Source organism: Lysobacter sp. CA196 (assembly GCF_052078695.1).
Classification (GTDB): Bacteria; Pseudomonadota; Gammaproteobacteria; order Xanthomonadales; family Xanthomonadaceae; genus Lysobacter.
The window spans coordinates 36,436-53,226 of sequence record NZ_JBQJIN010000024.1 but is presented as its reverse complement, the minus strand read 5'-3'; the positions used below and the strand labels follow the sequence as shown (position 1 = coordinate 53,226).

Here is a 16,791-nt window from a genome sequence, read left to right as displayed (position 1 = left end):
GCACGCCGCTTCGATGAGTGACATCGGCCTTGCTGCCGCTACGCGTCCCACGGCCGCGGCTTATGACCGAAGGAAATCCAGCAGGACGCCGCTCTTACCCCGGAATTGCAGGCGACATCGGCGCGGGTCTGAGAAGTCGCAGCCGCGACTGCAGCACGCCCTTGCGACCGGCCGCAGGTCGTCGCATACGGCGTAAAGGCCCACGCCGCCAGCGGCGGCGCGGCCTGCAGGCCGATCAGGCCAGGTTCTTGACCGCCGACACCACGCGCTCCACGGTAAAGCCGAAGTGCGGGAACAGGGCCTCGGCCGGGGCCGAGGCGCCGAAGCCGTCGATGCCGATCACGTCGCCGTCCAGGCCGACGTACTTGCGCCAGAACCCGGTGACGCCGGCCTCGATCGCGACGCGCTTGCGCACCGCGTTGGGCAGCACCGACTCGCGGTACTCGAACGACTGGCGGTCGAACACGTCGCTCGACGGCATCGACACCACACGCACCTTGAGGCCTTCGGCGCTGAGCACGTCGGCGGCCTGGGTGGCGAGGCCGACTTCCGAACCGGTCGCGATCAGGATCGCGTCCGGGGTGCCTTCGCTGTCTCGCAGCACGTAACCGCCGAGCGCGATCTGCTTGACCTGCTCGTCGCTGCGCGGCTGATGCATCAGGTTCTGGCGCGAGAAAATCAGGCAGCTCGGGCCGTCGTTGCGCTGGATCGCCGCACGCCACGAAACGGCCGACTCGACCGCGTCGCAGGGACGCCAGACGTCGTTGTCCGGGATGTAGCGCAGCGACGCCAGGTGCTCGACCGGCTGGTGGGTCGGGCCGTCTTCGCCGAGACCGATCGAGTCGTGGGTGTAGACATGGATCGCATGCGCACCCATCAGCGCGCTCATGCGCACCGCATTGCGGGCGTAGTCGCTGAACACCAGGAAGGTGGCGTCGTAGGGAATGAAGCCGCCGTGCACCTGCAGACCGTTGCTGATCGCGGTCATCGCGAACTCGCGCACGCCGTAGTAGATGTAGTTGGCGTTGGGGTCGTCGGTCGCGACCGACTTGCTGCCCTTCCACAGGGTCAGGTTGGAATGGGCCAGGTCGGCCGAACCGCCGATCAGTTCAGGCAGCAGCGGCGCGAAGGTCTCGATCGCCATCTGCGAGGCCTTGCGCGAGGCGATGGTCGGGCCGTCGGCCTGCAGCTTGGCGATGTAGGCGTTGGCCTGGGCCAGGAAGTCCTCGGGCAGCTCGCCGTGCGAACGGCGGGTCAGCTCGGCGGCTTCGTCCGGGTAACGCGCGGCATAGGCGTCGAACAGACGGTTCCACTGGTCCTCGCGCACCAGGCCGGTGCTGCGCGAACGCCAGCCGTCGTAGATGCTTTCCGGAATCTCGAAGTCGCCGTACGGCCATTCCAGCGCGGCGCGGGTCGCGGCGATCTCGTCCTTGCCGAGCGGCGCGCCGTGCGAGGACTCCTTGCCGGCCTTGGCCGGCGAACCGAAGCCGATGGTGGTGCGGCAGCAGATCAGGGTCGGCTTGTCGTCGTGCTTGAGCGCGGTGTCGATGGCGGTCTTGATCTCGACCGCGTCGTGGCCGTTGACGTTGCGGATCACCCGCCAGCCGTAAGCCTCGAAACGCGCCGGGGTGTCGTCGGTGAACCAGCCGTCGGTGTTGCCGTCGATGGAGATCTTGTTGTCGTCCCAGAATGCGACCAGCTTGCCCAGGCCCCAGGTGCCGGCGAGCGAAGCGGCTTCATGCGAGATGCCTTCCATCAAGCAGCCGTCGCCCATGAACACCCAAGTGCGGTGATCGACGATGGTCAGCTCGGGGCGGTTGAAGCGCTGTGCGAGCAGCTTCTCGCCGAGCGCCATGCCGACCGCGTTGGCCAGGCCCTGGCCGAGCGGGCCGGTGGTGGTCTCCACGCCCGGGGTCATGAAGTTTTCCGGGTGGCCCGGGGTCTTGGATTCGAGCTGGCGGAAGCGCTTGAGGTCTTCGATCGACAAGTCGTAACCGGACAGATGCAGCAGCGCGTACTGCAGCATCGAGCCGTGGCCGTTGGACAAAATGAAGCGGTCGCGGTTGAACCACTTCGGATTGTTCGGGTTGTGGGTCAGGTAGTCGTTCCAGAGCACCTCGGCGATGTCGGCCATGCCCATCGGCATGCCCGGATGACCGGAGTTGGCGGCCTGCACCGCATCGATGGCGAGGAAACGAATGGCGTTGGCAAGGTCGCGGCGGCTGTGCGTCGTCATGGGAGTCTGCATGCTTGGGGGCTTGGAAGCCGCTCCCGACGGGACCGGCGAAGAGCCGCCATTGTCCCATCCCGGCGCCGCCGTGTCGCCCCGCAACACTGGCCGAAACCCGCACGCCAGGCTTGCAAAGGCGCGGAAAACCGCGCAGGGCCTGCTCCGCGGGCAGGATCGGCACGCTCGCCACAAGCGATCGGTGCGCTCGGCCACGAAGCCCGCCGGGCCGAGCGTGCCGACTGTCGCGCAAGCCCTAGCGCAAACGAAAAACCCGCCGTTCAGGCGGGTTTTCGTGCACTCGGCGCAGCGGCCTCAGTCCGACAGGCTTTCGGCCGGCGGATCGGTGACGCCGCGCGACACCATCGCCGCGATGGCGATGTCGCCGGTGACGTTGAGCGTGGTCCGGCACATGTCGAGGAAGTGATTGACGCCGAGGATCAGGCCGATGCCCTCGGCCGGCACGCCGACCATGGCGCAGATCATCGCCACCACCGGCAGCGAGCCCGAGGGCACGCCGGCGGTGCCGATGCCGCCGAGGATGCAAACCAGCATCACCATCACCTGCTGGCCGAGGCTCAGGTCGACGCCGAAGAACTGGGCCAGGAAGATCACCGTGACGCCTTCGAACAAGGCGGTGCCGTTCTGGTTGGCGGTCGCGCCGACGGTCAGGACGAAGCGCGACACGCGCCGTGGCAAGTGCAGCTCGTCCTCGGCCACGCGCAAGGCGGTCGGCAGGGTGGCGTTGCTCGACGCGGTCGAGAACGCCAGCACCATCGCTTCCTGCACGCCCTTGAAGAATTCCATCGGCGAACGCCCGCCGATGAACTTCAGCGCCAGCGAATAGACCACGAACAGATGGATGGCGAGCGCGGCGACGACCACCGCGACGTACTTGGCCAGCTTGAACAGCAGGTCCCAGCCGAACGCCGAGGCCAGGTTGAACATGAAGCAGAACACCGCGTACGGCGCCAGCTTGATGACCAGGCCGATCAGGGTCATGGAGATGTCGAACAGGCCCTGGATGCTTTCGCGCAGGGTGTCCACGGCCTTGGAGCGGGTCAGCACCATGCCCACGCCGATCATCAGGGCGAAGAACATCACCGCGAGGATGGCGTCGTCGGCGGCGGCCTGGATGACGTTGCTGGGCACGATCGAGACCAGCATCTGGATGCCCTTGGGCGCGTTGGCGCTGCCCTGGACGATGCTCTGCGCGCGCTCGGCGTTCTCGCTCATCAACAACTGCGCCTGGGCCGGGTCGACGCCGGCGCCGGGCTGGAACAGGTTGACCATGACCAGGCCGAGGATCACCGCCAGCGCCGACATCAGCACGGTCAGGCCGAGCGTGCGCCAGCCGACCCGGCCGAACGAACGGATGTCGCCCATCTCGCTCACGCCCATGACCAGCGCCGAGAACAGCAGCGGGATCACCAGCATGAAGATCAGGCGCAGGAAGATTTCGCCGGCCGGGCCGGTGACGATTTCGGTGAGCAGCTTGAGCAGCGGGCGGCACTGCCAGGCGACGTCGGCGCCGGCGCTGGCGGCCGGACAGACCTGGCCGGCCAGTTGCGCGTAGGTGACACTGCCGATGCCGGCGGCGTAGACGATCAGGCCGAGGACGAGGCCCGCGAGGAAGCCGATGGCCATCTTCCAATGCAACGGCAGCGGCTTGCGCGCGTTAAGGTTTTCGCTCATGAATCCGGCCTGGCCCAAACAGCGGGCAGGATACACCAGGGGCCGACGACGGCCTTGCCAGGTCGCGGCCTCGGCCGTCGAGGCCTGCAGCGCCACCCCGGATTCGCCGCAGCGGGTGGCGCGAACGACGCCCGCTCAGAGGCGCCGAGGCTCAGCTTCGCGGCGGATACAGCGGCGGCAACGGCGACGCCGCGGCCTGCTCTGCCTGATGCCACGACGGGCCCTGGGCGAAGGCCTGGCGCAGTTGCGCACGCGCGGCGACGCCGTCGCCTCCGCCCCAGCGCGCGCGCCGCAACGCCTGCACCGCCTCGCGCTGGGCCGGATCGGCCAGGCGCTCGACCAGTTCGTCGTCGTCGGTCGCCGGCGGATGCGCGAGCGAACGCAGCACCGCCGCGATGTGGTCGAAATCGGCCAGATCGATCATCTGCCGCAAAGCCGGCAGGTTGACCGGCGTGCGCTTGGTCGCGGCGCCGGCGTCCTCGGCCGAGGCCGGCAAGGCAGCCGGTTTCGGCAACAACGCGGCCGGATGGCTGCGCAGGTGCAAGGCCCAGACCAGGGTCGCCAGCCATAGCGCAGCGAACAGTACCGCCGCCAAGGCCCAACCGTTGGAGATGCCGTCCGTGGGCGCCGCGCCTGCGGCCGCCCCCGCCGCGCCGGCCGGCGAAGCGTCGGCGAGCGTCGTGGCCGCACCGGACGCAGCCGTGGGAGCGGCTGCAGTCGCACCAGCGGCCGCGGCGATCGTCCACGACAGCGGCGGCAAGGCACTGCTGCGCGGCTTGCCGGCGGCGACGTCCCACCATTCCATGCGCAGGCCGTCGAGCCGGGTCGGGCCGGCGCGCGCGGGCACCAGCGAGAACTTGCGCGTCAACTTCACTCGCGGGCGGCCATCGGCGAAGCCGTCGTCGGTCTGGACCGGCTCGGGAAACACCTGCACGCCGTCGATCGGCGGCAGTACCAGCTCGGGCAGTTGCGCCGCGTTGGCGCCATCGACCGTCGCCTCGACCACCAGGGTCGCTGCGCTGCCGACCCGCAGTTCCTGCGGCGTGGAGCGATAGCGCAGGCTCAGGTCGTGCAAGGGCAGCCATGGCTGCGGCGCATCGGCGGGCAACGCTTGCACGTTCAGGCTTCGCGGCCGAGTGCGCGCACGCAGCTCGTCGCCGCTGCCGCCCATGATCTGGTCGATGAAACCCGGCGCGCTGCGCCCTTCGAACAACGCCGCCGGCACGTTCAGAGCGCCGCTGCGTTCGGGCACCAACAGGAAACGCCGCTCGACCACGGTGTAACGGCGCCCGGCGACATCACGGCTGTACTGCGCGTCGTCGCCGACCCGCATCAGCGACGCGCCTTCCGGCACCGGCTGATCGATCTTGCCGGCCAGCAAGGGCACCGCCGAATACAGCCGTACCACCCAGCCCACCGCCTGTTGCACATAGGGGCTGAGGTCGTCGGCTTCGCTCTCGATGAAGACATCGCCGCCCGCCCCCTGCGGCGCGTCGGCCGGCTCGCCCGACACCTCCAACGCCAAGGGCTGAGTGCGCTCGCTGCCGACCCGCAGCGCCGGAATCTCGATGCGGCCGCTGCGGCGCGGCTGCAGCAGCACCGAGAACTGGCTGCGCACGGCCAGGCCGTTCTTGCCCGGCACCATCTCGGCGTTGCTGCTGCTGGCGCTCAGCACGAAATCGCCGCGTAGCGGGGCGAAATCGGGGCTGTTGCCGAGCGAGCCGGTGGTCTCGACGTTCAAGGTCACCGTTTCGCCGGCGTTGATGCGCTCGCGGTCGAGCCAGGCGCGCGTTTGCGCGAACGCGCCCGTGCTGAGCGTCGCCAGCAACAACCACAACCCAAGTTGGCCCATCCATCGCGACATCGGTTTCAATCCCCTCGCAGCGCTTCCATCTGGCGCCGCTCGTATTCGATCTTGAACTTCTCGCGCAGCAGGCCGCCCGGATCGTCGGGGACGCGCTTGAGCCAGGCTTCGTTGGCGAGCCGGCGTTCGCGCTCGACCGGTGTTTCCTGCCCGGGCTTGCGCCCTGCGGCAGGCTGTTGCGCAGGATCCTTGCCCTGGCGCGCGAGTTCGCGCTGCATGCGTTCGCGCTGGGCCGCATCGGCCTTGCGCTGAGCTTCGCCGTCGGACGGCTTCGAGTCGCCGCCGGGCTTCGGCTGGGCGGGGTCGTCCCGGTCCTGCGGCGACTTGGGCGGCGACGGCTTCGGCGGCGCGGGCGACGGCGATTTCTGCTGTTGTCCGTCCTTTTTCTGCCCGCCCTGCTGCGGCTCTTGGCCCTGGCCGTCGTTCTGGCCGTTCTTGCCATCCTGCGATTTCGAATTCTTGCCGTCGCCGCCCTTCGGCGGCGGCGGGCGCTTCATCGCCGCTTCGACCGCGCGTTTGTTGGCCAGGGCATCGGCCATGCCGGGCTGCAGCTTGAGCGCGCGATCGTAGGCCGCGATGGCATCCGGATAACGTCCCTGGCGCGCCAGCGCGTTGCCGAGGTTGTACTGCGCATCGGCGCCTTGAGCGCGCTGATAGAGCTCGCCGGCACGCTCGAACTCGCCCTTGCGATAGGCCTGGGTGCCTTGCTGCATGCGCTCATGCGCGGCCTGATCCGGGCGCTGCCAAAGCCCCTGCGCCTGCGCCGGCTGCAGCGCCGGCCAGCACAGGCAGAGCAGCACGACCGCGGCCATGCCGCTGCGACGGCGGAATGCGAACAAGGCCAGCAACATCAACAGCGGCAGCAACCAATAGCCGTTGTCCTCGCGGGCCAGGCTCTTCTCGCCGCGCGCGCTGCCGGCGTCGGACACCTCGGGTGCCAGCAAACGCAGTGCCTGCAGGTCTTCATCGCCGCGGCCGATGCTCGCGTAACGGCCGTCGCCGTCGGCGGCGAGCGCACGCAACGAATCGGCATCCAACTTCACGTTGACGATGCTGCCGTCGGGACGCTGGAACGGCGTAGGCGCCTCGCCGCCCAGTCCCAACGCCGAAACGCGATAACCGCGATCGGCGGCCTGCGCCGCGGCGCGGCGCGCGGCCGCGTCGGCGCGATCGGTCATCAACACGATCTCGCCGCGCTCGAAACCGGCCTGGGCGAGCAGACGCGCCGACCATTCGATGGCGCGGTCGCCGCGCTGGCCATCGCCGGGCATCACGTCGGGCGACAGCGCATCGAGGAACACTGCGACATTGCGCGCATCGTCGGTCAACGGCGCCACCGTATAGGCATCGTCGGCATACACGACCAAGCCGACCTGGCCGCCATCGCGCAGCTTCAGCAAGGTCGCCAGCTTGGCCCGCGCCTGCGCCAACCGGGTCGGCGGCAGGTCGCCGGCCAAGGTCCGGCTCGACAGGTCCAGTGCGATCACCAAGGGCGTGCTGCCCTGCCACAACGGCTGCTCGCTCTGGCGCCAACTCGGCCCGCTCAGAGCCGACACCGCCAGGGTATAGGCGAACACCGCGGTCGCCGCAGCGAAGCGCGAACGGCGGCCGTCGCGACCATCGAGCAAGTGCGTCAGCAGATGCGGATCGACCGCACTGCGCCACACGCTGCTGCGATTGCGGCGACGACGCCACAGCCAGGCCAACAGCGGCAGCGCCAGCAAGGCCCACAGCCAGTGCGGGCGTAGAAACTGCAAGGGCACCAGATTCTGCAGCCACAGCGACGGATTCATGCCAGCCTCCGTCGCGGCCACACGAAGGCCAACAGGCCCAGGGCGAACGCGGCCGCCAACGGCCAGACATAGCGCTCGATGCGCGGCCGCACCGCCTTGCCGGGGCGCTGCACCGGTTCGATCCGATCGATCTCGGCATAGATGCCGGCGAGCTCGGCGGTGTCGCGTGCGCGGAAGAAACGTCCGCCGGTGGTCTGGGCGATGGCGCGCAACGAAGTTTCGTCGAGCGGGTCGCCGCCCGGCACCGCGATCTTGAAACCGAACAAGGACAAGGAACCGTCGCCGCCAAAGGCGATGGTGTGGATGCGCACCCGACTATCGCGCGCCAGCTCGGCGGCCTTGTTCGGATCGAGCGCGCCGGCGGTGTTGACGCCGTCGGTCAGCAGGATCAGTACGCGCTGGCCCGAAGGCTGTTCGCGCAGACGCTTGACCGCCAGGCCGACCGCATCGCCGATCGCGGTTTCCTGCCCGGCCAAGCCGACCACGCTGTCCTTGAGCTGGTCGCGCACGGTGTCGCGGTCCAGGGTCAAGGGCGCGAGCACGTAGGCGCGACGCCCGAACACGATCAGGCCGATGCGATCGCCGACGCGGCGATCGAGGAAGTCGGCGAGCACCGCCTTGGCGGCGGTGAGGCGATCGACCGGCGCATCGTTCAGGGCCATGTCCGGTTCGCTCATGCTGCCCGACAGGTCGAGCGCGAGCATCATGTCGCGGCCGACCTGCGGCGGCTGCACCGCTTCGCCGAGTTGCTGCGGGCGCGCCGCGGCGATGCACAACAAGACCCAGGCCAACCACAGCAACCAACCCGCGCCGCCACCGCGCAAGCTGCGTCCGCCGACGGCGGCGATCGCATCCAGGCGTTCGCCGAACGGCACTTTGAGTGCGGCCGATGAATCGCGCGCGGCCGGCAACAGCCACCGCGCAAGCACCGGCAACGGCAAGGCCAACAGCCACCAAGGCCAGGCGAACAGCTCGCGCCAGTCGCTGAGCAAGGACATCAACGCGCTCCCATCCAGCGCAGGAAGCGTTGCCGCACCAGCACGCGCAAGGCCGCGACCTGGGCCGCATCGGCTTCGCGCCGATAGCCGCCGTCGAGCAGCAAACGCCCGGGTCCGTCGACGAAGTCGGCGCGCTTGCAGCCGCGGTCGAGGAACTCCAGCCACTGCTCGCCCTGCAGGCGATCGGCGTCGCGATCGTGCCGGCGCGCGGCGCGGCGCAACAACTCCGACATCGCCGCGACTTCGGCCGTGGGCGTGGCGGCGGCTTCGAGCGCCTGGTCGAAGACTCGCGCGATGTCGCGCCGCCACCGTTGCCGGCGACGCTGCCAGACATACACCAGCAGCGCGACGATCACGACCGCGACGATCAGCATCCACCAGCCCGGCGCCAACGGCCACAGCGACGGCCCATCCGGTTGGTGAACGTCGCGCAGCGGCAGGGTCGCGTCCATCACGCCACCAACGGCCGCGAACGGCCCAGCAGCGGCAACCACGATTCGCTGGGCGCGTCGGTCGACAAGGCCTGCACGCGTACGCCGCGTGCCGGCAATTTCTCCAGAGCGACCTGGACCGGCGCGACGAAGCTGTCGTGCCAACGCTTGCGCTGCGCCTCGATGCCGAGATCGAGTTCGACCCGCTCGCCATCGCGACTGAACGGCAAGGCCGTCTGCGGCGGCCGGGTTTCGATCGGATCGGTCAGCAACAACACGATCACTTCATGATGCTGGGCGAGCACCGCCCAGCGCCGCTGCGGCAAGGCCACGATGCTGGCCGGATCGGCGAGCACGATCAGGCGCGAGCCGGGCCGCAGCAGACGCGCGGCATGATCGAGCGCGACCTCGAGGCCGGCATCGTCGGCCGCCGGCTGGGTATACCAGCGCACCATCGCGTCGAGCACGCGCAGAGCGCCGCGCGGCCCCGAAGCCGGCGTTACCGGCGGCTCGCGCAGGCTGCCGCGCAGCGCGGCGATGCGGTCGCCGTCGCGCGCCGCGGCCCAGGCCGCGACTGCACCGGCGCGCGCGGCCTGCACCGACTTGAAGCGCACCCGGGTACCGAAATACAGCGAAGGCGCGATGTCGGCGACGATCAAGGTCAGCCGCTCGCGCTCGGCCTGGAACAACTTGGTATGGGCACGGCCGGTGCGTGCGGTCAGGCGCCAATCGATATGGCGCGCATCGTCGCCGTGCGAATACTCGCGCGACTCCGCGTATTCCATGCCGCGCCCGCGCAGCGGCGACAGGGCCTGGCCGCTGACTCCGTGGCGGCCCAGGCGCGCGTTGCGGCGCCCACTGACCGCCGCGCGCAACGCGACCAGTTCCGCCAGGCCGGGAACGATGCCCTCGCTCATCGGCCCGTCCCGCTCGCGCGGATGTCGTCGTTACCCATCCCGAATCCCGGATCGCGAATCGCGGCGCTCAAGGCAACGGCACCTTCTTGAGCAATTCGCCGAGCAGGCGGTCGCCGTCCCAGCCTTCGGCGGTGGCTTCGTAGCTCGGCAGGATGCGGTGACGCAGCACTTCCGGCGCGATCGCGCGGACGTCGTCGGGAGTGACGAAGTCGCGGCCGGCGAGCCAGGCATGCGCGCGCGCGCAACGCTCCAGCGCGATCGACCCGCGCGGGCTCGCGCCCCAGGCGATGCGCCGGGCGAGCGCGGCGTCGTAACGCGCGGCATCGCGCGAAGCCAGCACGATTTCGACCAGGTAACGCTCGACCGCCGGCGCCACGTGCAGGTCGAGCACCGAGGCGCGCGCGGCGAATACATCGGCCTGCGGCATTTTCTGGACCGGCGTGGTCACGGTCTGCAGGGTCTGGCGCGCACGTTCGCGGGCCAGGCGCAGGATCTCGGTTTCCGCGGCGGCTTCCGGATAGCCGATGCGCACGTGCATCAGGAAGCGGTCGAGCTGCGCTTCGGGCAAGGGGAAGGTGCCTTCCTGCTCGATCGGGTTCTGCGTCGCCATGACCAGGAACAACGGCGGCAAGGCATAGGTCGCACGGCCGACCGTGACCTGGCGTTCGCCCATGGCCTCGAGCAGCGCCGACTGGACCTTGGCCGGGGCGCGGTTGATTTCGTCGGCGAGCAGGATCGGATGGAAGATCGGCCCGGCCTGGAACTCGAAGCGGCTCTCCTGCTGGCGCCAGACTTCGGTGCCGGTCAGGTCGGCCGGCAGCAGGTCGGGGGTGAACTGGACGCGGGCGAAATCGGCTTCCAGGCGCGAGGCCAGGGCGCGCACCGCGCTGGTCTTGGCCAGGCCAGGCGCGCCCTCGACCAGCAAATGCCCGTCGGCGAGCAAGGCGATCAACAGCCGCTCGATCAGTTCGGCCTGGCCGACGATCTCCTGCGCGAGCGCGTCGCGCAGCGCGCGGAAGGCGTCGTGCAAGCGCGCGGTCTCGGCGCCGGCCTGGGCGGGAGCGGTGTCACGGGTGCGATCGAGGCTGCTGTCCATCCGGTATCCAATGACGATCGAAGGCGAGATCAGGCCGATTTTGACCGAAGTTCGCCATCGGGGTTCAAAAAGCGCGATAAAAGGGTCGAAACCGCGGCCGTCGCGAACGAGGCTTGGCGGCCCCGGCCCCGGCTCCGCTCGGCGCGCGACGCAAGCGCTTGATTCGCGCCCGTTAAGGTCGCGATGGCGACCGTGGGAGGGGTTTCAGGGCGATTTCGGGCGAACCCCGATCTTGGTCGTCGCTCAGGCCTTTCAACCGCCGACTCAAATGCAAAGAGGGCCCGAAGGCCCTCTTTGCGATGCGACTGATCTGTCCGCCCGTCCTCGGGTCGGACGCTCGACGCCGTGGATCAGCGCTGGGTCACCTTCATCACCTTCGGGGTGACGAAGATCAGCAGCTCGGCCTTTTCCTTGCTGCGGCTCTTCTTCTTGAAGAGATTGCCGAGGAAGGGGATGTCGGCCAGGAACGGCACCTTGGACAGGTCGGTGCGATCGCGGAACTCATAGACGCCGCCGATCACGACGGTCTGACCGTCCTCCACCAGCACCGCGGTATTGATGTTGCGCTTGTTGATCTGCGGCACCTGGCCGATCGAAGTATCGATAAAACCTTCGATCTCGTCCTTCTTCACGTTCATGTTGAGGAAGACGCGGCCGTCGTTGGTGATGGTCGGGTTGACCTTCATCTCCATCAGCACGTCCTTGAACTGGACGTTCGGGATCGGGATGCTGTTGCCGCCCTGCTGCGGCGAGATCGTCACGTAGCCGACTTCCTGGCCCTGGCTGATCACCGCTTCACGCTGGTTGCTGGTGACCACGCGCGGGTTGGAAACCACTTCGCCGCGACCTTCGGTCTGCATCGCGCTGAACTCCATGTCCAGGTTGACGTACTTGCCGAGGATGGTGAAGGCGAGCGCGCCGGCCGGATTGACGAGACCGACATTGCTGTTGAGGCTGGCCGGGAACAGGAAGGCCGGGTTGGTCAGGGTCTGCAGCAACGAGCGAGCTTGATTGAAGAGCGCGGTGGCCCCGGCGGCATCGCCGCGAGCCTGGGCATCGTTGCCGTCCCGGGTCAGCGCCGCGGCCTTGCCTTCGATCAGGCTGTTCTGAGCAGCGGTGTTGCGGTAGTTGTTGATGCTCTCCAGCGTGCCGCTGGTGATCACGTCGCCCTTCTGCCCGGAGACGCCGAAACGGGCGCCGAGATCGCGGGCGAAGCTTTCGGTGGCGATGACGATGCGGGCCTCGATCAGGACCTGGTCGACCGGACGGTCGATGACCCGGATCAGTTCCTTCATCTGCACGACTTTCTTGGGAATGTCGCTGATCATCAAGGTGTTGGTGCGCTCGTCGGCGACCAGACGGCCTCGCGGCGAGAGGAAACCGTTCTCGTTGCTGGTGCCGCCGCCTTCTCCGTTACCGCCACCGCTGCCGCCGATGCCCTTGGCCTCGGTCAGCGCCTTATAGATCTGCGCGGCATTGTGATAATTGATCTGGATGTATTCGGTGGTCAGGTCGACGCGGTTGTCGAGGGCGATGCGCGCGTCTTCGCGGTCCTGCTCGTACTTGGCCACTTCGGCCTGCGGCGCGACCCAGACCACGTTGCCGCTGCGACGCTTGTCCAGGCCCTTGGCCTGCAGGACGATGTCGAGCGCCTGATCCCACGGCACATTGACCAGGCGCAGGGTGACGTTGCCCTGCACGGTGTCGGCCGCGACGATGTTGAGGTTGGACTCTTCGGCGACCAACTGCAGCACGGTGCGCACCGGCACGTCCTGGAAGTTGAAGGTCACCGGGCGGCCGGAGTAGGAACGGACCACACCGGCCTGGGTCGAGCCGGAAGTGCTGCCGGCCGCGTTCGCGGCCGGCTTGGCGCCCGCCGCACCGACTGCGCGATTGCCCGCCGCCGCCGTGCGCGGCACGACCTCGACGATGTATTCGCGACCGGTCTGGTAGGCCATGGTGTCGAAGGCGCCGCTGGTGTTGAGCACCAGCTGGGTTCCGGTGCCGCTGGTGCGCGCGTCGACGCGCTGCACCGGCGTGGCGAAGTCGCTGACGTTGAGCGGACGCTGCAACGAGGCCGGAAGCTGTGCATTACCGACGTTGACCAGGACTTCGGCGCCCTGGCTGCGCATGTCCGGCAACGCGCCGTCGCCGCTGAAACGCACGATCAGCTTGCCGGAGCCGCCGTCGCCCCGCTTGAAGTCGATGTTGGCGACCGAGATCGTGCCCGGCAATTGCTTGCCCGGGTCGTTGCTCGGCGTCGGCGCGATCTGCGCCGTGGGTGCTTGGACAGCGGGTGCCGTCGTCGCAGCCGCAGGCGGCGCCGCGTGGACGGCGCTGATGCCAGCCAGCAGGCCGACGACGAGTCCGGCCATGCGCGGACCGGAAGCCATGGGGCGTCGAGCCGACGGCATGGATTTGGCGTTGAGTACGATCATCATGCTATCCCCTAATCATTGATCTTCGAGCGCCACGGAAGCTGGACGTTCCAGCCAGCCGCCTGCGCCGTCCGGCACCAGTTCCACCAAGTCGATGCGCTCCTCAGTCACGGCGGTCACACGACCGTCGTTCTGCCCCATGTACGCACCGGGTCGAACACGATAAGTCACTTTGTCGGGCGCCATGACCAGCGCCACGGTACCGCTGCCGCGGCCGAGCGTGCCGACCATGTCCAGAGCGTCGAGCGGAAACTGTTCGAGCAACTGCTTGCGCCGCACCTTGTCCGGACGCAGGCCGGAGCCGTCGTCTTCGTCGGTGAAGGCGGTGCTGAACGGATCGCGCAGATCCTGCGCGGCGTATTCGAAGGTCTCGAATTGTTGCATGACCGGAAGCGGGTCCAGCGGCGGCGCCGGCTTGGCCTTGACCTCGGCCACCCACTTCTCGAGGTTGGGCGCCTCGCCCGGCGTGCTCGAGATGCTGCGGAAGCAACCGCTGACGACCAGCGCCATGGCGACGGCGAACAGTCCGCCGACGAAGGAACGGTTGAGAACGAAGTGCGTACGCATCTCAGCCCTCCTCCTTCTTGTCATTGGCCTTGCCGTCCTTGCCGCCTGCTGCGGCCGCGCCGTCGGCCGGCGGATTCTGCGCAGCCATTTCTTCTTCGTCCAGATAACGATAGGTCTTGACCGTACCGGCCAGTTCCAGCGGGCTGTTCGGCGTGATGCCGCCGACCGCGTCCTTGTTGTTCTTGCCCTTGGGCTTCAGCGAGATGTCGTGCATGGTCATGATGACCACGCGCGGCAGCGACGCCACGCCGCTGACGAAGGCACCGAACTGGTGGTAGGTGCCCACCATGCGCAAGGCGATCGGCTTCTCGGCGTAGAACTCCTTGGGAACTTCGGCGCCGGGCTGGAACAGCTCGTTGGAGATGCCGGTGGCCAGGGCCGTTTGCGAGATGTCGACGATCAGGTCGGGCATTTCGGTCTTGCTCGGCAACTGGCGCAGCATCTGCTGGAGCTGCTGTTCCATCTGCACGAGCTGCTGCTTGAGCGGTTCCAGATTGGCGGCCCGGCCCTGCTTGGTTTCGAAGGTGGTGCGCAGATCGCTCTCTTTGCGTTCCAGACCTTCGAGTTCTTCGCGCTTGTCGCTGACGAACAACCACCAGGCCAGGCCGATGATCACCACGCCGACCAGGGCGCAGAAAATGATCTGGGCCTTTCGCGGCCAACCGCCGATGTTGTTGATGTCGAGATTTTTCATAGAAGCCTTTCTGCTCACGACGCGGCTCCTGTCTTGGTGGGCGCCGACGCGGGCTTGGCCGGCGCGGCAGCAGGCTTGGCGGCTTCAGCGGCCGGCTTGGCCGGCGCGGCAGCCGGTTGCGCGGCTCCGGCAGGTGCGGCGGCCGGCGGCGTTGCAGCAGGCGCCGTCGTTGCGGCGGCCGCAGGCGCGGCTCCTGCTGCAGCGGCATCCGTGGCCCCGGCCGTAGCGACCGGCGCATCCGGAATACCGTCGCCGTCCTCGTCCTTGGGCGCGTTCGGATTGGCGAGCGTGACCTGGAGCTTGAACTCGTACGGCAGGCCCTTCTCGTTGCCCTTGGCCTCGATGATGGTCAGATCGGGCTTGGTCATCCAGCCCGAGGTTTCCAGCGTACGCATATAGGTACTGACGCGGGCGTTGGACTGGGCCCGGCCTTCGAGCGTCAGTATTTCCGCGTCCTGCTTGATCGCGGTCAGCACCGCGCCATCGGGGATGGTGCGTACCAGCGAATCGAACAGGTGGACCATCTGCGAGCGGTTGGACTGCAGCTTTTCGATCACTTCCTTGCGGGCAAGCAGCTTCGACTTTTTCTTGTCGAGCTCCTCGATCTCGGTGATCTTCTTGTCGACTTCGACGATCTGCGCGTCGAGGAAGGCATTGCGCTTGCGTTGACCGCTGATTTCGCCGCTGTAGTAGAAAACGATCAGCACCGAAAGGGCGACGGCGACCAGGGCCGACAGGCCGAGGATGGCGCCGAATTCCTTCTGACGTGCCTTGCGCCGTTCGGCGCGCCACGGGAGCAGGTTGATGCGTGCCATCAGTCGAAGCTCCTCAGGGCCAGGCCGCAGGCGATCATCAGCGCGGGGGCGTCCTGCGCGAGCGCATGCGCCTGGACGCGCGGTCCGAGGGTCATGTGCGCAAGCGGGTTGGCCACCGTGGTCGGGACGCCGAGCTGCTCCTCGACCATCTCGGCGATGCGCGGAATCGAAGCGCCGCCGCCGGCCAGTACGATCTGGTCGACGCGGTTGAATTCGCTGCCGGCGTAGAAGAACTGCAGCAGGCGGCTGACCTGCTGGACCATCGCTTCCTTGAACGGCTCCAGCACCTCGGCCTGGTAGCTCTCGGGCAGTCCGCCCTGGCGCTTGGCCAGACCGGCTTCCTCGTAGCTCAGACCGTAGCGGCGCATGACCTCGTCGGTCAGCTGCTTGCCGCCGAAGACCTGCTCGCGGTGGTACAGGCTGCGGCCGTTGCGCAGGACGTTGAGCGTGGTCATGGTCGCGCCGGAGTCGACCAGGGCGACCAGACCGTCGCGCGGGCTGCTCAGAGTGTCGGCCAGCAGCGCGAAGGCGTTCTCGATCGCGAACGCTTCCACGTCCATGACGCGGGGCGTCAGTCCGCCGAGCTCCAGCGCCGAAGCGCGAACCTCGACATTCTCCGAACGTGACGCCGCCAGCAGTACCTGGACCATGTCCGGGCTGCCGGGCATCGGGCCGAGCACCTCGAAGTCGTGGTTCACCTCATCGATCGGGTACGGCACGTAATTGGCCGCCTCCAGCTCGATCTGCGACTCCAACTCGTCCCCTTCCAGGTCGTTCGGCATGCCGATCACGCGGGTGATCACCGAGGAACCGGCGACGGCCGCAGCGGCATGCTTGACGCGGGTCCCCGACCTCGCGACCGCACGTTTGATCGCCTCGCCCACCGCCTCGACCTCGACGATGTTCTTCTCCACCACCGCGTTAGGCGGCAGCGGTTCGACAGCATAATGCTCAACGCGGTAGCGGTTGCCGACTCGTGAGAGTTGCAACAGCTTCACCGCCGTCGAACTGATGTCCACGCCGACCAATGCCGGCTGGCTTTTCGTGATGAGTCCCACAGTTATCTCCCCATGCCACAAGCGCTTACGCGCACTTCGTGTGGCCCCGGCTTAGATAACGGACTTTTCACAGGCTGGCAACCACTTCTTTCACGATTGCCAACCCAGTCGTGCTTTTTTGACCCGCAACGTCACGTGACCCCCACCGTCAGTCTGTCGACTGCGTGTAAGACGGCGCAACACCACGGGCCCTCCCCA

Annotated in this window: 13 protein-coding genes; all 13 read right to left on the bottom strand. The window is 68.0% G+C overall.

Annotated features, from left to right (window positions below):
* Positions 1-235: 235 nt before the first annotated feature.
* A complete protein-coding gene (gene tkt, locus ACTOWK_RS18245; RefSeq protein WP_441331515.1) occupies positions 236-2,236 on the bottom strand; it encodes a transketolase in 2,001 nt (666 codons plus the stop codon).
* Between the two features lie 306 nt (positions 2,237-2,542).
* On the bottom strand, positions 2,543-3,922 hold the full coding sequence (locus ACTOWK_RS18240; protein ID WP_441331514.1) for a dicarboxylate/amino acid:cation symporter: 1,380 nt from the start codon (positions 3,920-3,922) through the stop codon (positions 2,543-2,545).
* Positions 3,923-4,073: 151 nt separating this feature from the next.
* Complete coding sequence (locus tag ACTOWK_RS18235) at positions 4,074-5,786, bottom strand: BatD family protein (protein WP_441331513.1); 1,713 nt, start codon at positions 5,784-5,786, stop codon at positions 4,074-4,076.
* A 5-nt stretch (positions 5,787-5,791) separates the two neighbouring features.
* Positions 5,792-7,579, bottom strand: a complete 1,788-nt coding sequence (locus ACTOWK_RS18230) for a VWA domain-containing protein (RefSeq protein WP_441331512.1) — start codon at positions 7,577-7,579, stop codon at positions 5,792-5,794.
* Positions 7,576-8,577, bottom strand: a complete 1,002-nt coding sequence (locus tag ACTOWK_RS18225) for a vWA domain-containing protein (protein WP_441331511.1) — start codon at positions 8,575-8,577, stop codon at positions 7,576-7,578. The genes ACTOWK_RS18230 and ACTOWK_RS18225 overlap by 4 nt, the downstream gene beginning before the upstream one ends.
* Positions 8,577-9,032: a DUF4381 domain-containing protein gene (locus ACTOWK_RS18220; protein ID WP_441331510.1), complete on the bottom strand. Its 456-nt coding sequence runs from the start codon at positions 9,030-9,032 to the stop codon at positions 8,577-8,579. Before ACTOWK_RS18220 ends, ACTOWK_RS18225 begins: the two co-directional genes overlap by 1 nt.
* Positions 9,029-9,925: a DUF58 domain-containing protein gene (locus tag ACTOWK_RS18215; protein WP_441331509.1), complete on the bottom strand. Its 897-nt coding sequence runs from the start codon at positions 9,923-9,925 to the stop codon at positions 9,029-9,031. The genes ACTOWK_RS18220 and ACTOWK_RS18215 overlap by 4 nt, the downstream gene beginning before the upstream one ends.
* Before the next feature lie 67 nt (positions 9,926-9,992).
* The gene (locus ACTOWK_RS18210) at positions 9,993-11,021 is read right to left on the bottom strand and encodes an AAA family ATPase (protein WP_441331508.1); all 1,029 of its coding nucleotides are present in this window, start codon (positions 11,019-11,021) and stop codon (positions 9,993-9,995) included.
* Between the two features lie 350 nt (positions 11,022-11,371).
* Positions 11,372-13,459 (bottom strand): type IV pilus secretin PilQ, encoded by a 2,088-nt coding sequence (locus ACTOWK_RS18205; RefSeq protein ID WP_441331507.1) that lies wholly within the window; start codon positions 13,457-13,459, stop codon positions 11,372-11,374.
* Between the two features lie 15 nt (positions 13,460-13,474).
* A complete protein-coding gene (locus ACTOWK_RS18200) occupies positions 13,475-14,026 on the bottom strand; it encodes a pilus assembly protein PilP (RefSeq protein ID WP_441331506.1) in 552 nt (183 codons plus the stop codon).
* Between the two features lies 1 nt (position 14,027).
* A complete protein-coding gene (locus ACTOWK_RS18195) occupies positions 14,028-14,720 on the bottom strand; it encodes a type 4a pilus biogenesis protein PilO (RefSeq protein ID WP_441331505.1) in 693 nt (230 codons plus the stop codon).
* A 14-nt stretch (positions 14,721-14,734) separates the two neighbouring features.
* A complete protein-coding gene (locus ACTOWK_RS18190; protein ID WP_441331504.1) occupies positions 14,735-15,535 on the bottom strand; it encodes a PilN domain-containing protein in 801 nt (266 codons plus the stop codon).
* A complete protein-coding gene (locus ACTOWK_RS18185) occupies positions 15,535-16,593 on the bottom strand; it encodes a pilus assembly protein PilM (protein WP_057919051.1) in 1,059 nt (352 codons plus the stop codon). The genes ACTOWK_RS18190 and ACTOWK_RS18185 overlap by 1 nt, the downstream gene beginning before the upstream one ends.
* Positions 16,594-16,791 lie beyond the last annotated feature (198 nt).